At 64.9% G+C, this 14,897-nt stretch carries 14 protein-coding genes and 1 riboswitch; of the genes, 9 read left to right on the top strand and 5 right to left on the bottom strand.

The genetic code is table 11. The annotated features are described in order from the left end of the window. Nucleotides 1–65 precede the first annotated feature (65 nt). The 3 genes from ACT2BZ_RS18715 to ACT2BZ_RS18705 all read right to left on the bottom strand — a co-directional run bounded on the left by ACT2BZ_RS18715 (nucleotide 66) and on the right by ACT2BZ_RS18705 (nucleotide 3,261). Nucleotides 66–746: an HAD hydrolase-like protein gene (locus ACT2BZ_RS18715; protein ID WP_457936774.1), complete on the bottom strand. Its 681-nt coding sequence runs from the start codon at nucleotides 744–746 to the stop codon at nucleotides 66–68. After that, entirely contained in the window at nucleotides 743–2,755 is a 2,013-nt protein-coding gene (locus ACT2BZ_RS18710; RefSeq protein WP_457936773.1) for an acetyl-CoA carboxylase biotin carboxylase subunit, read from the bottom strand. The genes ACT2BZ_RS18715 and ACT2BZ_RS18710 overlap by 4 nt, the downstream gene beginning before the upstream one ends. Before the next feature lie 74 nt (nucleotides 2,756–2,829). Further along, on the bottom strand, nucleotides 2,830–3,261 hold the full coding sequence (locus ACT2BZ_RS18705) for a potassium channel family protein (RefSeq protein WP_457936772.1): 432 nt from the start codon (nucleotides 3,259–3,261) through the stop codon (nucleotides 2,830–2,832). Nucleotides 3,262–3,379: 118 nt separating this feature from the next. Between ACT2BZ_RS18705 and ACT2BZ_RS18700 the strand changes: the two genes are divergently transcribed. From ACT2BZ_RS18700 to ACT2BZ_RS18680, 5 genes are read left to right on the top strand one after another with little or no spacing between them, the layout of a single operon-like run. Continuing rightward, nucleotides 3,380–4,507 (top strand): S-(hydroxymethyl)glutathione dehydrogenase/class III alcohol dehydrogenase, encoded by a 1,128-nt coding sequence (locus tag ACT2BZ_RS18700; protein ID WP_457936770.1) that lies wholly within the window; start codon nucleotides 3,380–3,382, stop codon nucleotides 4,505–4,507. A gap of 1 nt (nucleotide 4,508) precedes the next feature. After that, the gene (locus ACT2BZ_RS18695) at nucleotides 4,509–4,991 is read left to right on the top strand and encodes a GFA family protein (RefSeq protein WP_457936768.1); all 483 of its coding nucleotides are present in this window, start codon (nucleotides 4,509–4,511) and stop codon (nucleotides 4,989–4,991) included. Nucleotides 4,992–4,994: 3 nt separating this feature from the next. Continuing rightward, a complete protein-coding gene (locus tag ACT2BZ_RS18690; protein WP_457936766.1) occupies nucleotides 4,995–6,017 on the top strand; it encodes a methionine synthase in 1,023 nt (340 codons plus the stop codon). A 28-nt stretch (nucleotides 6,018–6,045) separates the two neighbouring features. Then, nucleotides 6,046–6,516: a YaiI/YqxD family protein gene (locus tag ACT2BZ_RS18685; RefSeq protein WP_457936764.1), complete on the top strand. Its 471-nt coding sequence runs from the start codon at nucleotides 6,046–6,048 to the stop codon at nucleotides 6,514–6,516. 56 nt (nucleotides 6,517–6,572) lie between these two features. Further along, nucleotides 6,573–7,232 carry a DUF1345 domain-containing protein gene (locus tag ACT2BZ_RS18680; protein ID WP_457936762.1) on the top strand — a complete coding sequence of 220 codons (660 nt, stop codon included), beginning with the start codon at nucleotides 6,573–6,575 and terminating at the stop codon, nucleotides 7,230–7,232. An 18-nt stretch (nucleotides 7,233–7,250) separates the two neighbouring features. Here ACT2BZ_RS18680 and ACT2BZ_RS18675 read toward each other — a convergent pair whose 3' ends face one another. Continuing rightward, nucleotides 7,251–8,444, bottom strand: coding sequence for an adenylate/guanylate cyclase domain-containing protein (locus ACT2BZ_RS18675; RefSeq protein ID WP_457936760.1), 1,194 nt, complete (start codon nucleotides 8,442–8,444; stop codon nucleotides 7,251–7,253). 68 nt (nucleotides 8,445–8,512) lie between these two features. On the opposite strand from ACT2BZ_RS18675, the gene ACT2BZ_RS18670 reads away from it, so the two are divergent. Next, the gene (locus ACT2BZ_RS18670; protein WP_457936759.1) at nucleotides 8,513–9,148 is read left to right on the top strand and encodes a helix-turn-helix domain-containing protein; all 636 of its coding nucleotides are present in this window, start codon (nucleotides 8,513–8,515) and stop codon (nucleotides 9,146–9,148) included. A 12-nt stretch (nucleotides 9,149–9,160) separates the two neighbouring features. Here the strand turns inward: ACT2BZ_RS18670 and ACT2BZ_RS18665 are convergent, their stop codons facing one another. Then, the gene (locus ACT2BZ_RS18665; protein WP_457936757.1) at nucleotides 9,161–10,162 is read right to left on the bottom strand and encodes a hypothetical protein; all 1,002 of its coding nucleotides are present in this window, start codon (nucleotides 10,160–10,162) and stop codon (nucleotides 9,161–9,163) included. Between the two features lie 185 nt (nucleotides 10,163–10,347). Beyond that, nucleotides 10,348–10,435: riboswitch (glycine riboswitch) on the top strand. Between the two features lie 147 nt (nucleotides 10,436–10,582). Between ACT2BZ_RS18665 and gcvT the strand changes: the two genes are divergently transcribed. The 3 genes from gcvT to gcvP are packed head-to-tail and all read left to right on the top strand — an operon-like array spanning nucleotide 10,583 to nucleotide 14,886. Continuing rightward, on the top strand, nucleotides 10,583–11,683 hold the full coding sequence (gene gcvT, locus ACT2BZ_RS18660; RefSeq protein WP_457936756.1) for a glycine cleavage system aminomethyltransferase GcvT: 1,101 nt from the start codon (nucleotides 10,583–10,585) through the stop codon (nucleotides 11,681–11,683). A gap of 6 nt (nucleotides 11,684–11,689) precedes the next feature. Further along, nucleotides 11,690–12,058: a glycine cleavage system protein GcvH gene (gene gcvH / locus ACT2BZ_RS18655; RefSeq protein WP_457936754.1), complete on the top strand. Its 369-nt coding sequence runs from the start codon at nucleotides 11,690–11,692 to the stop codon at nucleotides 12,056–12,058. Nucleotides 12,059–12,075: 17 nt separating this feature from the next. Then, nucleotides 12,076–14,886, top strand: coding sequence for an aminomethyl-transferring glycine dehydrogenase (gcvP, locus tag ACT2BZ_RS18650; RefSeq protein WP_457936753.1), 2,811 nt, complete (start codon nucleotides 12,076–12,078; stop codon nucleotides 14,884–14,886). Nucleotides 14,887–14,897 lie beyond the last annotated feature (11 nt).

Genomic DNA, 14,897 nt, shown 5'->3' with positions numbered 1-14,897 from the left:
CCGATTCCGCCCGTTCCTCTAAGCGCCAATATGAGCCGTCCGCAGGAAAAGCCGATGCCTCGCCGTCAACCGCGGGCGAGCGCAGCGCCTATCAGGGCAGACAGGTCCGCCGGCTTCTCGGCGATATGATCCGCGCCTGCATCCAGCAGTTCCCTGCGGTCGCCGAAGCCCCACAGAACGCCGATCGAGGCGACGCCGTTGGCATTCGCGCCGACCACGTCGTGCGAGCGGTCGCCGATCATCACGGCGCGCCCGGCATCGAGTTTTTCGGTCGCCAGTATGTGCGCGACGAGATCGGCCTTCACGGCATTGCTGCCGTCGAGCTCGGAGCCATGCACGGCATCGAAGTAGCCGGCGAGCCCGAAATGGTCGACGATCTCGCCGGCGAAGCTCTTCAGCTTCGAGGTGGCGACGGTCATGAAGACGCCGCTCTCGGCAAGGGTCGAAAGCGCCTCGGGTATGCCGTCGATCAGCTCGTTCTCGAACTTGCCGTGCGTGGCGTAGCGCTCGCGATAGAACTCGACACCCTGCCAGATCAGCGCCCCGTCATCGGTGTCGAGCAGGACGCCGATGTTCGACTGGATTGGCGGGCCGATGCACCAGGCCAGTTCTTCGGCCGGCGGCGCGATGCGGCCGAGTTTCTCCAGCACGTGCTGCAGCGAGCGGGTGATGCCGACGAAGGGATTGGTCAGCGTCCCGTCGAGGTCGAACAGCACCGCCGGGCGGGCGGCAGTCAACTGGCTCACGCGAACTCCATGATGACGGCATCGACCGCGAGGCTGTCGCCCGGCCTGGCGTTGACCGATTCAACGACAACGTCGCGGTCGGCGCGCAGCACGTTTTCCATCTTCATCGCCTCGACGACGGCCAGGGTCTCGCCGGCCTTGACCTCCTGGCCCTCGACCACGGATATCGACACCACCAGCCCGGGCATGGGACAGAGCAGCAGCTTCGATGTGTCAGGCGGGAGCTTCTTCGGCATCAGCTGCTCGAGCGCGGCGATCTTCGGCAGCATGACGCGCGCCTCGACCGACATGCCCTGCCAGGCGATGCTGATGCCGTTAAGCCGGGTACGGATCTGGGCCGAAATCCTTCGGCCGCCGATCTCGCCGTGCCATACCGCTTCGCCGGAGCGCCAGTCCGACTGGACCCGCACCGCTTCGCCGCCATTGAGCTTCAGGCCGGCTTTGAACGGCGAAAGCGACGGTTTCCCCTCGAGCGCTACGGGCAGATAGTCATCGCCCAGCCGGACAACCCAGTCGGTTTTCATGGCGCCCGAATGCGGCGCGAGGCGGCCGCTCAGCCGGTCCAGCCGGTCACGGCGAACCAGTTCCACCGCCGTGGCAACAGCCGTCAGCACCGCCTTGTCGGCGTCGGCGGGGACAATCGGCTCGAAACCGTCGGGATACTCCTCGGCGATGAAGCTCGTCGAGATGTCGCCAGAGCGCCAGCGAGGATGGCGCATCAACGCCGCCAGGAACGGCATGTTGTGCTGGATGCCATCGACGACGAAACTGTCGAGCGCATCGGACATGGCGTCGATGGCCTCAGCGCGCGTCGGCGCCCAGGTGCAGAGCTTGGCGATCATCGGATCATAGAAGATCGATATCTCCGAGCCCTCGGTGACGCCGGTGTCGTTGCGGACGACGGTGTCGCCCGAGCGACCCTCCTCCGGCGGCCGGTAGCGCGTCAGCCGGCCGATCGATGGCAGGAAGTTGCGGTAGGGGTCCTCGGCATAGAGCCGGCTCTCGATCGCCCAGCCGTTCAGGCCGACGTCGGCCTGCGCGATCGACAGTGTCTCGCCGGCGGCAACGCGGATCATCTGTTCGACCAGGTCGACACCGGTGATCAGTTCGGTGACAGGATGCTCGACCTGCAATCGCGTATTCATTTCAAGGAAATAGAAGTTCTTCTGAGAGTCGACGATGAACTCGACCGTGCCGGCGCTCTGGTAGTCAACGGCCTTGGCCAGCGCGACCGACTGCTCGCCCATCGCCCGGCGTGTCGCCTCGTCCAGAAAGGACGAGGGCGCCTCCTCGACGACTTTCTGGTTGCGGCGCTGGATCGAGCATTCGCGCTCGCCCAGATAGATGCAGTTGGCGTGCGCGTCGCCGAGCACCTGGATTTCGATGTGGCGCGGATCGACGACAAATTTCTCGATGAACAGGCGATCGTCGCCGAACGAGCTCTTCGCCTCGGACCGGGCGCGGTCGAAGCCGTCGCGGACCTCGCCGGCATTCCAGGCAATCCTCATGCCCTTGCCGCCGCCGCCTGCCGAGGCCTTGATCATCACCGGATAGCCGATCTCGCCGGCGATCTTTTCGGCGTGCGCTGGGTCCTCGATGATGCCGAGCCAGCCCGGCACGGTGCTGACCTTCGCGGCATTGGCGAACTTCTTCGATTCGATCTTGTCGCCCATCGCACGAATTGCCTTCGGCTTGGGCCCGATGAAGACGATGCCCTCGGCCTCCAGCGCCTCGCAGAAGGAAGCGCGTTCCGACAGGAAGCCGTAGCCCGGATGCACGGCCTCGGCGCCGCTGTCGCGGCAGGCCTGAATGATTTTCTCCGCCACGAGATAGCTCTCCGCGGCAGGAGCCGGTCCGATATGCACCGCCTCGTCGGCCATCTCGACGTGCACGGCGTCACGGTCGGCGTCGGAATAGACGGCGACGGTGGCAATCCCCATCTTCCTTGCGGTCTTGATGACGCGACAGGCGATCTCGCCGCGGTTTGCGATCAGGATTTTCTTGAACATGCGTGAAGGTCCCTTGAAGCTCTAGGTTAGGGGCTTAGCACGGGCCACTCAAGCCTGCCGAAGGTCGGAGGGCATCAGAAGTGCTCGCCAGCGCGGAACGGACCGATCCGGACGCCAGCCGCTACCAGGTAAGCGGTCGACCAGCCGATCAGCAGGAAGCCGTTGGCTCCTTCCAGCCCGGCGAAAATGCGCCATTCCGGCGCCGGAACCGCATCGCCGTAGCCGAGCGTCGAGAAGGTCACCAGCGAGAAATAGAGCGCCGTCTCGAAGTCCGGCACCACGCGCAACGCGTAATGGCAGAGCGCCCAGAGCCAGACCTCCGTCGTCATGACGGCAAACAGCCCGAGGACGGTCGCCACCATCGCCACCACGCGACTGCGATGCCGGTGCATGGGGAAACGCGCCGTCGCGTAGCCCATGAAGCGGGTGACTGCGATAAGTCCAAAAGTGTGCACCACGATGGTGGCCGATATCACCAGCGTGCCCAAAGCGAGATTGATCAACATCAGCGCACTGTCGCACAGGAGGGCACCGGCATAAATTGACCAGACGCAATCCTCACAGGGTTGATACCGGATGCAAATCCTGAAACCTTCCGCCGCAAACCGTTCAGGAGAAATACGCATGAAGACCCGTGCCGCCGTTGCCGTCGCCGCTGGAAAGCCCCTCGAGATCATGGAGGTCAACCTCGAAGGTCCCAAGGCCGGCGAAGTGCTGGTCGAGATCATGGCGACGGGCATCTGCCACACCGACGAATTCACCCTGTCCGGCGCCGACCCGGAAGGCATCTTTCCGGCCATTCTCGGCCATGAGGGTGCCGGCGTGGTCGTCGATGTCGGGCCCGGCGTCACCAGCGTGAAGAAGGGCGACCACGTGATCCCGCTCTACACGCCCGAATGCCGCCAGTGCCCGTCCTGCCTGTCGCGCAAGACGAACCTCTGCACCGCCATCCGCGCCACCCAGGGCCAGGGCCTGATGCCGGACAGCACCAGCCGCTTCTCCATCGGCAAGGACAAGATCTTCCACTACATGGGCTGCTCGACCTTCTCGAACTTCACCGTGCTGCCCGAGATCGCGGTGGCCAAGGTCAACCCCGACGCGCCCTTCGACAAGATCTGCTACATCGGCTGCGGCGTCACCACCGGCATCGGCGCGGTCATCAACACGGCCAAGGTCGAGATCGGCGCGACTGCTGTCGTCTTCGGCCTCGGCGGCATCGGCCTCAACGTGATCCAGGGGCTGAGGCTCGCCGGCGCCGACATGATCATCGGCGTCGACCTCAACAACTCCAAGAAGGAATGGGGCGAGCGTTTCGGCATGACGCATTTCGTCAACCCGAAGGAGATCGACGGCGACATCGTCGCCCATCTCGTCAACATGACGAAGCGGGGCGCCGACCAGATCGGCGGGGCGGACTACACGTTCGACTGCACCGGAAACACGAAGGTCATGCGCCAAGCCCTTGAATCTTCACATCGCGGATGGGGCAAGTCGGTCATCATCGGCGTTGCCGGCGCCGGCCAGGAGATTTCGACGCGTCCGTTCCAGCTGGTGACGGGCCGGACCTGGATGGGCACCGCATTCGGCGGCGCGCGCGGTCGCACCGACGTGCCGAAGATTGTCGACTGGTACATGGAGGGCAAGATCCAGATCGACCCGATGATCACCCACACCATGCCGCTCGAGGACATCAACAAGGGCTTCGACCTGATGCATGCCGGCGAAAGCATCCGCTCGGTGGTGGTCTACTGAGATGTCCGAGACGTACGAAGGCGGCTGCGGCTGCGGGCTCCTCCGTTACCGGATGACCAGCCGGCCGCTCTTCGTCCATTGCTGCCACTGCACCCGCTGCCAGCGCGAAACGGGCTCGGCCTTCGCCGTCAACGCGATGATCGAGAGCGACCGACTGGAATGCATCTCCGGCGAGGCGGAGCGCGTCATGACGCCGAGCGCCAGCGGCAAGGGCCAGGCGATCCTGCGCTGCCCCCATTGCCGCATCGCGCTGTGGAGCCACTATGCCGGAGCCGGCGAAGCGGTCAGCTTCGTCCGGGTCGGCACGCTCGACGAACCGGCGCGGCTGCCGCCCGACATTCACATCTTCACATCGACCAAACTGCCGTGGGTCCAACTTCCGCCGGACACGCCGTCGGTCGAGGAATATTATCAGCGCAGCAAGTACTGGCCACCGGAGAGCCTCGAGCGACGGCAGGCAATGCTGGCGCGCCAGGGAGGATAGACAATGCTCTTCAGACCGACTCTGGCAGGCAGCCTCTCCAAGCCCTCGTGGCTTGCCGAGACCGGCAAGCTGTGGCCGAAATGGACGCAGTCCGGCGCCGAGCTTGACCAGGCAAAGCGCGATGCGGCGCTCATCTGGATGAAGCTGCAGGAGGATGCGGGCGTCGAGATTCTTACCGACGGCGAGCAGTTCCGTACGCATTTCGTGCACGGCTTCCTCGAAACCGTCGGGGGTATCGACTGGGACCTCAAGACCAAGATGGGCATCCGCAACAACCGCTATGTCGTCGACGTGCCGACCGTGACCGGCGTGCCGAAGCGCTCTCGCCCGGTGCACCGCGACGAGGCGGCGTTTTGCCGGGCCCACACGAAGAAGGGCCTGAAGTTCACCCTGCCCGGCCCGATGACGATCTGTGACACGCTGGCCGATGGCCATTTCGGCAAGCGCGCCGACATGGCGATGGCGTTCGCCGAAATCCTCAACGAGGAGGCGCACGAGTTGCAGGCGGCGGGCGTCGACACGATCCAGTTCGACGAGCCGGCGTTCAATGTCTTCACCGACGACGTCAAGGAATGGGGCATCGCCGCGCTGGAGCGCGCCGCGCGCGGGCTGACCTGCACCACCGCCGTGCACATTTGCTACGGCTACGGCATCGACGCCAACATGAAGTGGAAGGAGACGCTCGGCGCCGAGTGGCGGCAATACGAGGAAATCTTTCCCCCGCTCAACGCGTCGTCGATAAAGCAGGTGTCGCTCGAATGCGCCGGCTCGCACGTGCCGATTTCGCTGATCTCGCTGCTGCCGGACAAGGACCTGCTGGTCGGGGTCATCGACGTCGCCACCAACAATATCGAGACGCCCGAACAGGTGGTCGGGACGATCGCAGAAGCGCTGAAGCACGCCGATGCCGAGCGCATCTATCCCTGCACCAATTGCGGGATGGCGCCGCTCTCGCGCGCGGTTGCCGAGGCCAAGCTGACGGCGCTCGGCGCCGGGGCCGCGCTGGCCCGGGAGCGGTTCTCCTGATGGCTGGCCTGGAGCGCCGGCCCGCCTGATGCCGCAGCAACCGCCGAAGATCTATGTCGATGCCGACGCCTGCCCGGTAAAGGACGAGGCGATCAAGGTCGCCGAGCGGCATGGCCTCGTCGTCACCTTCGTGTCGAATGGCGGCCTGCGCCCCTCGCGCGACCCGATGATCCGCAACGTCGTGGTATCCAAAAGTGCGGACGCAGCCGACGACTGGATCGTCGAGAATGCCCGCGAGAACGACATCGTCATCACCGCCGACATCCCGCTTGCGGCCCGGACCGTGGCGCGTGGCGCGCATGTCATCGGCATGACCGGCAAGCCCTTCACGACCGAAAGCATCGGCATGGCGGTGGCGATGCGCGACCTCAAGCAGCATTTGCGCGAGACCGGCGAAAGCAAGGGCTACAATGCCGGCTTCACGCCGCGCGACCGCTCGGCCTTCCTGTCGGCGCTCGACCAGGCGGTGCGCCGGGCGCTGAGGACCGCCGAAGGCTGACACAGGCATCAACTATCGTTCGCGGGTTGCCGCCTCGGCATGGTAATCCTGCGCGCATGCGGTCCGTGCTCCATCGACGCTACATGACCTTCTACGCAGCGGCGGCCGGCGCGCTGGCCATTCTGCCGGTCGGCCTTTGGCTTGCCCCGCAGGCCACGGTGCAACTATGCGCCAATGTCCTTTTCTGCGTCTATCTGCTGCTTGAACTGCTGAAGCTGCCGCGACTGACTGCGGCGTTCCTCAAGCATAACGCCGCCAACGAGGACGAACCGACCTGGCTGATCGTCGCCGTGACATTCGCCGCGGTCATGGTGTCGGTCGGCTCGCTCTTCCTGATCCTCAACAGGGGTCGAGAGCCAGCCTGGTGGGAACTCACCCTGTCCCTCGCTTCCGTGGCGCTCGGCTGGCTCACCATCCACACAATGGCAGCGCATCACTACGCCTATCTCTACTGGCGTCCGGGGCCGGACACCGGCGCCGGGGCCAAGAAGGCGGAGCCGCGGCGCGGACTGGATTTTCCGGGCGACGACGAACCCGGCGGCTATGATTTCCTGTATTTCTCGCTGGTCATCGGGATGACGGCCCAGACGTCAGACGTCGCGGTGACCAAGACGCAGATCCGCAAGCTCAACATGCTGCATGCCGTCGTTTCGTTCTTCTTCGACACGGTGCTGGTCGCGGCTGCCGTCAACGTTGCCGTCAGCCTGGGGAGCTGAGGAACTCCCGAGCGAGGCTCAGGCCCTGCCGGTGAGGAAATAGGTGTGCATCCGGCCCCTGCCCTTGATCTCGACACCACCCCGCTCCTCGAAGGCAAAGCCGTCGCCAACCGACTGCCGAAAAGCCTCGCTGACCTGGATCCTGCCGTCCACGCCGGTTGATTCCATGCGGCTTGCGGCGTTCACAGCGTCGCCCCACAGGTCGTAGGCGAATTTTGTCTTGCCGATCACGCCGGCGATGGCCGGGCCGATATGCAGCCCGATGCGCAGCATGAAGGGCGCGCCATCGCGCTGCAGGCCTTCCATGCTTGCCATCATGTCCAGCGCCAGGCTGGCCATCCTGCGCGGGTGGTCTTCGCAGCGCTCGGAGAGCCCGCCGGCGACCATGTAGGCATCGCCGATCGTCTTGATCTTTTCGAGACCCTCCTCGTCGACGAGCCGGTCGAACATCGTGAAAATCCTGTTCAGGGTCTGCACGATCTCCTCCGGCTGCCTTTCACGCGCATAGGCGGTGAAATTCACGATGTCGGCGAACAGGATGCTGACATGGTCATACCGCTCCGCGATCGTGCCGCCCTTCGACTTGAGCTGCCGGGCTGTCTTTTCGGGCAGGATGTTGAGCAGCAAGCGATTGGATTCCTCCCTTTCGCGGCGCATGCCCTGGACAAAGAAGCTGGCGAAGACGAACACGACAACCGACGAGAAGCCGACATTCATCAGGAAGAACAGCGTCCTCGTCTCGTCGGCGATCACCAGTCGGTCGACGGCGAACTGATCGTCGAAAGCGCCGGTGATGGCGATGCAGACCAGGTAAAGGACCAGCCAGAAGGCCGATTCCCTGACCGAGAAATACATCAGTGCGACGATTGGGCCGCAAAAGGCCCAGGCCATCACGAAGCCGGAATCGAAGATGCCGCCGACATGCCATTGCACGACCGCCGTCAGGGCAATGATGCCGACGATCTGCGAATAGGCCGCGATGCGGTGATTGCCGGTGACATGGGCGACGACCAGCGAGACGCCGACGGCAAGGACGAAGACCAGGGGAAGCAGCGGCGTCAGTCCGGGGCCGAACAAGGCATAGTACATCGCCGCCCAGATACAGCCGGCTATGCAGCAGCATATCGCGACCAGGAAGATCGCGAACTTCTCGGCCTTCAGCTCGGCCGGGTCGCCGGCCGCGCCGGCAAAGGAAAAGTCTCTGAGCCCCATTCTCCTGCTGGCCTACCAGTTCGCCCGGCATGCAAGCAAGCAAGCGTTTGGGCAAGTGCAGACAGGCCATGAAGCAGCAGTCAAACCGGCGATTGGCAGCCTGGAGCCGGCGACAGGCGGCCTCCAACAAGCGTCGATTTCTGGCACGTCCGGGAACCGGCCACGGCTTTTGCGATTTTCATTCACATTTCTCCGCAATCACCTGTTTTTTCGTCATTATTTGCCCTTCCTTGCCATTGCGCCGGGCAGCGCCTATGTTCTGCCTTCCCCTGAGCGATTCAGCATCGGGGCCAGCAACACGACAAACAATGGAGGCAGATCGGGTGTCCGACGCCACGAATATCTATGAGGAAAAGCCAGATCTCGACACGATCGGCGGAAGACTGTCCCGCGCACGGGATGCCAGCGGCCTGACGGTCAAGGAACTGGCTTGGCGTCTCGGCGTCAAGATGGCGACCATAAACGCCTGGGAAAGCGATCGCAGCCAGCCCGGGTCGCACCGACTGACCATTTTGGCGGGCATCCTGCAGGTCAGCCTGTCATGGATTCTGCATGGCGTGGGCACGGCGCCCTCGGACACCGAGACGAGCGACGATTCTGCCGCCATGAACTCGCAGATCGATCGCCTCAGGCACCTGCATGCCGAGACCGGCCAGATCATCGACCGGCTTCAGACCGACATAGATCGGCTGAGCGCCGCCTGAGCCCGGCGGGCGTCAGGCAACCTTCTCGAGCAACGTCCTCAGATCCGGGTGGATCGACGGCGAGGATTGCTCGATGAACTTGACGAGGGCACGCTCGTTGTCGTGCAGTCGACCATTGCGGCCGATGCGCTCGGCCAGCCACTTGGCTTCCGTATTGTCGATGCGTTCGGCGCGGCGCTTGTTTGCGTCGTTGCACTGGTTGCGCGCTTCCCAGTCGGAGTCGATATCAGTCGGCAGGCGGTAAGCGGCGAGCATGCCGCGCGCTCCGCCCGACGCCATCCGGGCAAAAAAACCTGAGATGTCGGCATCGGCACGGTCGAAGAAATTCTCCTGGCGCAACGCCACCTCGCGGGTCGGCGCCTCGTAGCCGGACGTGCACATCACGAAGTTGGCGATAGCCTTGACGAAGAGGTCGTTCCAGGCGGGATCGTTGCGGGAATCGGCCGTGGCGTCGTTGATTTCAAACAGAACTTCCGCCTCGGAGCGCGTGATAGCGATGTTGCCGTCGCCGCCGAATGCATAGAGGATCCGGCGCAGCAGTTCGACTTCCGTCGCGCCGACCAGGCCCGGCACGAGCTCGCCACCGATCATCAGCGGTCCCTTGGCCTCGACGACCGCCTGCTTGACCTGCTCCAGCGCAAATCTGACCAGCCGCTCCGGCGAGAATTTCGCGACTTCCAGTACACGGACCAGGAGTTCGAGTTCGTTCAGAGACCGCACGAGCCCGTCGCGCGATATCCCCTCGATCAGCCATTCCGCGTTCTGGACGGAGATGTAGCCGGCCGGCTTCTCCTGATGCACGATGTAATCGGTCAACGCCTCGACGAAGAAGGCGTGCCATTCGGGGCACTGGTCGGGGCAAGCCGCATTAAGCTGCAGCAATGCGTCGGCCTCGGCGCGGGAAATCGTGCCGTCGCCATAGGCTTCACGGCGCATGAGCTGCACGTCCTGCGCGTCGATCCGGTTGCGTGATTCGATGCCGGCAAGCAGCCCCGACGAGGTCAATGCAGTCATAGCCAGTCCCCTGTTTTTGTGCCGCCGGACAACTGCCGACGTTCAAATACCGTTCCGCGAGGCTAACAGGACTGTTTTGAGAAACCGCAAAGGTGCTTGGTTAGCGAATGGTTCACAACCATGGCAGGTGACAAAGCCTGAAGCTTGGGCTAGCGTTGAGTCGTCGAGGGCTCTTTCGGGGGCCCTAACTGTTTGCGGGAGAGAGCAGCACGGTGCTGCCGCCGAAGGGGAAATCGCCCGAAATCTCTCAGGCAAAAGAACCGTAGACAGGAAGACACTCTGGAAAGTCGGGGCTGGTCCCCGCGCCGAAGGTGTAAGCGCTACCGACAGAGTTCCGGTCGCGCGAGTCTCTCAGGCTTCCGACAGAGGGGCACGGACTGGTCGCTACAGCGGCCGATTGCGTGCGACTCTGGAGAAGACATGACGGGCGAAGCAACCAAGACACTCCCACTCGACGATTTGCACAAGCAGACGGGAGCCCGATTCGGCGGCTTTGCCGGATGGTCGATGCCGCTGACCTACCCCGCCGGCGTCATGAAGGAACACCTGCACACGCGCGAGCATGCCGGGCTGTTCGATATCTCGCACATGAAGCTGTTTGCGGTCTCCGGCCCGCAGGCTGCGGCGCTGCTTGCTCGCACCTGCCCGCTTGACGCCGCCGCGCTTAAGCCGTCGCAGTCGAAATACACCTTCTTCCTCAACGAGGCGGCGGGCATCATCGACGACCTTATCGTCACGCGGCTCGGCCCCGAGCGCTTCATGGTCGTCGCCAATGCCGGCAACGCCGAGGCCGACGAAGCCAATCTGCGCACTCTCGGCAAGGATTTCGACGCCGTTATCGAGCCGCTCGACCGGGTTTTCCTCGCCATCCAGGGCCCCGAGGCAGAAGACGTGCTTTCAAAGGCCGGCGTCAATACCGGTGCGCTGACCTTCATGCATGGCGTCGAGCGGAGGCCCGGCTGGTTCATGAGCCGCTCGGGCTATACCGGCGAGGACGGTTTCGAGATCGCGCTGCCCGAAGGGGATGCGCGCGACCTCCTGGCAAAGCTGTTGTCGGACGAACGCGCCATGTGGATCGGTCTTGCCGCGCGCGACAGCCTGCGACTCGAGGCGGGCCTGTGCCTGCACGGCCAAGACATCACGCCCGAGATCGACCCCGTCGCGGCCGGCCTGATGTGGGCCATCCCGAAGGATCTGCGCGCCGCTGGCGGCTTCGTCGGTGCCAAGGCGCTGCGCAATGCCATCTCAAAAGGCGCCGATGAGAAGCGCGTCGGCCTGAAGCCGGAAGGCCGCCAGCCGGTTCGCGCCGGCACCGAATTGACAGACGAGGCCGGAAAGCCGGCAGGCCGGGTAACCTCGGGTGGCTTCGGCCCCTCGGCCGCGCATCCGGTCGCCATGGGCTATGTGACCGCCGCCCTTGCCGCCTCTGGCGCAAAGCTCTTTGCCGACGTCCGCGGCACCAAGATCCCGGTCGGGATTCACCCCCTGCCCTTCACGCCTCACCGCTACCGCAAAGGATAAGCTCTCATGGCAACAACCTATTTCACCGAAGACCACGAATGGATCCGCGTCGAGGGCGGCGTCGCGACCGTCGGCATCACGGACTACGCGCAGGAGCAACTGGGCGACCTCGTCTTCGTCGAACTGCCGGAAGCAGGCCGAGCGGTGAAGAAGGGCGACGTCGCTGTCGTCGTCGAATCCGTCAAGGCCGCCTCCGATGTCTATGCGCCGGCCGACGGAGAGATCACCGAGGCGAACGCAGCCCTTTCGGGCGATCCTGCGCTGGTCAATTCGGCAGCCACCGGTGACGGCTGGCTCTGGAAAATGAAACTCGCCGACGAGGGCCAGCTTACAGGCCTGATGGATGAGGCCGGCTACAAGGCGCATATCGGCTAAGGGTCGGGAGAAGACAGATGACGACGTCCACCTACAGTTTCGCAAACCGCCATATCGGCCCAAGCCTCACCGACACGCGCGCCATGCTGGCCACCGTCGGTGTGCCCTCCATCGAGACGTTGATCTCGCAGGCCGTGCCGAAGTCGATCCGTCTCGACAGGCCGCTGGCGCTGCCCGAGCCGGCGAGCGAGTCCGCAGCCCTCGCCGAGCTGGCCACGAAGATGGACGAGAACGTCGTGCTGAAGAGCTTCATTGGCGCGGGCTACCACGGCTGTCTGGTGCCGCCCGTCATCCAGCGCAACCTGTTCGAGAACCCTGCCTGGTACACCGCCTACACGCCCTACCAGGCCGAGATCAGCCAGGGCCGGCTGGAAATGCTGTTCAACTTCCAGACGCTGGTTGCCGAACTGACCGGCCTGCCGGTCGCGTCCGCCTCGTTGCTCGACGAGGCGACGGCCGCAGCCGAAGCCGTCGGCATCGCATGGCGCCACCACCGCGAGAAGCGCCACCGCGTGGCGCTCGCCGGCGCGCTGCATCCGCAGGTGCTCGACGTGGTGCGCACCCGCGCCGAACCGCTCGGCATCGTCATCGACGGCGATACGATCGATGAAGAAACTGCAGCCCTGCTGGTGCCCTGGCCCGACACGTTTGGCGTCTACGCCGATCACGGCGACACAATTGCAAAGGCCAAGGCAGCTGGCGCGCTGGTCGTCTTCGTCGCCGACCCGCTGGCGCTGACGCTCGCAGAACCACCGGCCAGCCTCGGTGCCGACATCGCGGTCGGCTCCATGCAGCGCTTCGGCGTGCCAATGGGTTATGGCGGCCCGCATGCCGCCTATTGCGCGGTCTCCGACAAGCTGACCCGCCTGATGCCCGGGCGACTGGTCGGCCAGTCGACCGACGCACATGGCCGTCCCGGCTACCGCCTGGCACTGCAGACGCGCGAGCAGCATATCCGGCGCGACAAGGCGACCTCCAACATCTGCACCGCACAGGCGCTACTCGCCAACATGGCAGCGTCCTACGCCATCTGGCACGGCCCCGAGGGTCTGCAGGAGATTGCAGTCCGCGTGCACGCGCTCGCTGCACGTCTCGCCGCTGGCCTGCGCGAGGCCGGCATCGAAATTGTCGGCGACCGGCGCTTCGACACGGTGACCGCCAGCATTCCCGGCAAGGCCCGCTCGATTGCCGCGGCTGCCGAGGCGGGAGGCCGCCTGCTGCGCGCGCTCGACGACGACCGCGTCGCGATCAGCTTCGACGAGACGTCAAGCGAGGCCGACCTGACGGCGATCGCCGGGCTGTTCGGCGCGAGCGTGCCTGCGGCGGCCGACAGCGCGATGCCTGGCAAGCCGCGTGGCAAGGCCTTCCTGACGCAGCCGGTGTTCCACGAGAACCGGTCCGAGACGGAGATGATGCGCCTGTTGCGCCGCCTCGCCGACAAGGACCTGGCACTCGATCGCACTATGATCCCGCTCGGTTCCTGCACAATGAAGCTGAACGCGGCGGCTGAGATGTTGCCGGTCAGCTGGGCGACGGTCGCCGGCATGCATCCCTTCGCGCCGAAGGCCCATTCGGCCGGCTACCGGAAGATGTTCGACGATCTCGAAGCCTGGCTCGCCGAGATCACCGGTTTCGACGCCGTGTCGCTGCAGCCCAATGCCGGCAGCCAGGGCGAGTATGCCGGCCTCCTGGCCATCCGCGCTTGGCACCGGCAGCGCGGCGACGAAAACCGTACCGTCTGCCTGATCCCCTCCTCCGCGCACGGCACCAACCCGGCAAGCGCCAGCATGGCCGGCATGGACGTCGTGGTGGTGCGCTGCACGGACGAAGGCGACATCGACCTCGAGGACCTGCGCGCCAAGGCCGCCGAGCACGCGGCAAACCTTGCCGCGCTGATGATCACCTATCCGTCGACGCATGGCGTGTTCGAGGAGGGCGTGCGCGACATCTGCGCCTTGGTTCACGAGCATGGCGGCCAGGTCTATCTCGACGGCGCCAACCTCAATGCCCTGGTCGGGCTTGCCCGCCCGGGCGACATCGGTGCCGACGTCTGCCACATGAACCTGCACAAGACGTTCTGCATCCCGCATGGCGGCGGCGGACCCGGCATCGGACCGATCGGCGTCAAGGCGCATCTGGCGCCGTTCCTGCCCGGCCATGTCACCACTGGCGGTGCGCCCGCGGTCGCGGCCGCCCCCTACGGCAGCGCCTCGATCCTGCCGATTACCTGGATGTATATCCGCATGATGGGTGCGTCGGGGCTGAAGCAGGCGACCGAGATGGCGATCCTCAACGCCAACTACATGGCCGCCCGGCTCGCCGGCCACTATCCGGTGCTGTTCAAGGGCCGCAACGGGCGTGTCGCGCATGAGTGCATCCTCGACACGCGAATCCTCAAGGAAAGCGCCGGCATCGGCGTCGAGGACGTCGCCAAGCGCCTGATCGACTACGGTTTTCACGCCCCGACCATGTCCTGGCCGGTTGCCGGCACGCTGATGGTCGAGCCGACGGAATCCGAACCGAAGCATGAGCTCGACCGCTTCTGCGAGGCAATGATCTCGATTGCCCGGGAAGCAAAGCGCGTCGAAGCGGGAGAATGGCCGCGGGATGACAACCCGCTGGTTAATGCGCCTCACACGGCGAGCGAGACGCTGGCCGGCGAGTGGAAGCATCCCTATTCGAGGCTGGAGGCTGCAAGCCCTGCCGGCGACCCGGAGAGCACGGCGAAATACTGGCCGCCGGTGTCGCGCATCGACAATGTCGCGGGCGACCGCAATCTGGTCTGCTCATGCCCGCCGGTGTCGGAGTATCTCGGCGCCGCCGAATAGGCGGAAACGAT

This window comes from Mesorhizobium sp. 10J20-29, assembly GCF_054130485.1.
Note: the sequence above shows the minus strand (reverse complement) of the source record. Positions and strands in the feature narration are given on the sequence as shown.

Coding starts and splice junctions, on each gene's coding strand:
- ACT2BZ_RS18710 (WP_457936773.1), bottom strand. CDS start 2,755: ATGTTCAAGAAAATCCTGATCGCAAACCGCGGCGAGATCGCCTGTCGC.
- ACT2BZ_RS18705 (WP_457936772.1), bottom strand. CDS start 3,261: ATGTTGATCAATCTCGCTTTGGGCACGCTGGTGATATCGGCCACCATC.
- ACT2BZ_RS18700 (WP_457936770.1), top strand. CDS start 3,380: ATGAAGACCCGTGCCGCCGTTGCCGTCGCCGCTGGAAAGCCCCTCGAG.
- ACT2BZ_RS18695 (WP_457936768.1), top strand. CDS start 4,509: ATGTCCGAGACGTACGAAGGCGGCTGCGGCTGCGGGCTCCTCCGTTAC.
- ACT2BZ_RS18690 (WP_457936766.1), top strand. CDS start 4,995: ATGCTCTTCAGACCGACTCTGGCAGGCAGCCTCTCCAAGCCCTCGTGG.
- ACT2BZ_RS18685 (WP_457936764.1), top strand. CDS start 6,046: ATGCCGCAGCAACCGCCGAAGATCTATGTCGATGCCGACGCCTGCCCG.
- ACT2BZ_RS18680 (WP_457936762.1), top strand. CDS start 6,573: ATGCGGTCCGTGCTCCATCGACGCTACATGACCTTCTACGCAGCGGCG.
- ACT2BZ_RS18675 (WP_457936760.1), bottom strand. CDS start 8,444: ATGGGGCTCAGAGACTTTTCCTTTGCCGGCGCGGCCGGCGACCCGGCC.
- ACT2BZ_RS18670 (WP_457936759.1), top strand. CDS start 8,513: ATGAAGCAGCAGTCAAACCGGCGATTGGCAGCCTGGAGCCGGCGACAG.
- ACT2BZ_RS18665 (WP_457936757.1), bottom strand. CDS start 10,162: ATGACTGCATTGACCTCGTCGGGGCTGCTTGCCGGCATCGAATCACGC.
- gcvT (WP_457936756.1), top strand. CDS start 10,583: ATGACGGGCGAAGCAACCAAGACACTCCCACTCGACGATTTGCACAAG.
- gcvH (WP_457936754.1), top strand. CDS start 11,690: ATGGCAACAACCTATTTCACCGAAGACCACGAATGGATCCGCGTCGAG.
- gcvP (WP_457936753.1), top strand. CDS start 12,076: ATGACGACGTCCACCTACAGTTTCGCAAACCGCCATATCGGCCCAAGC.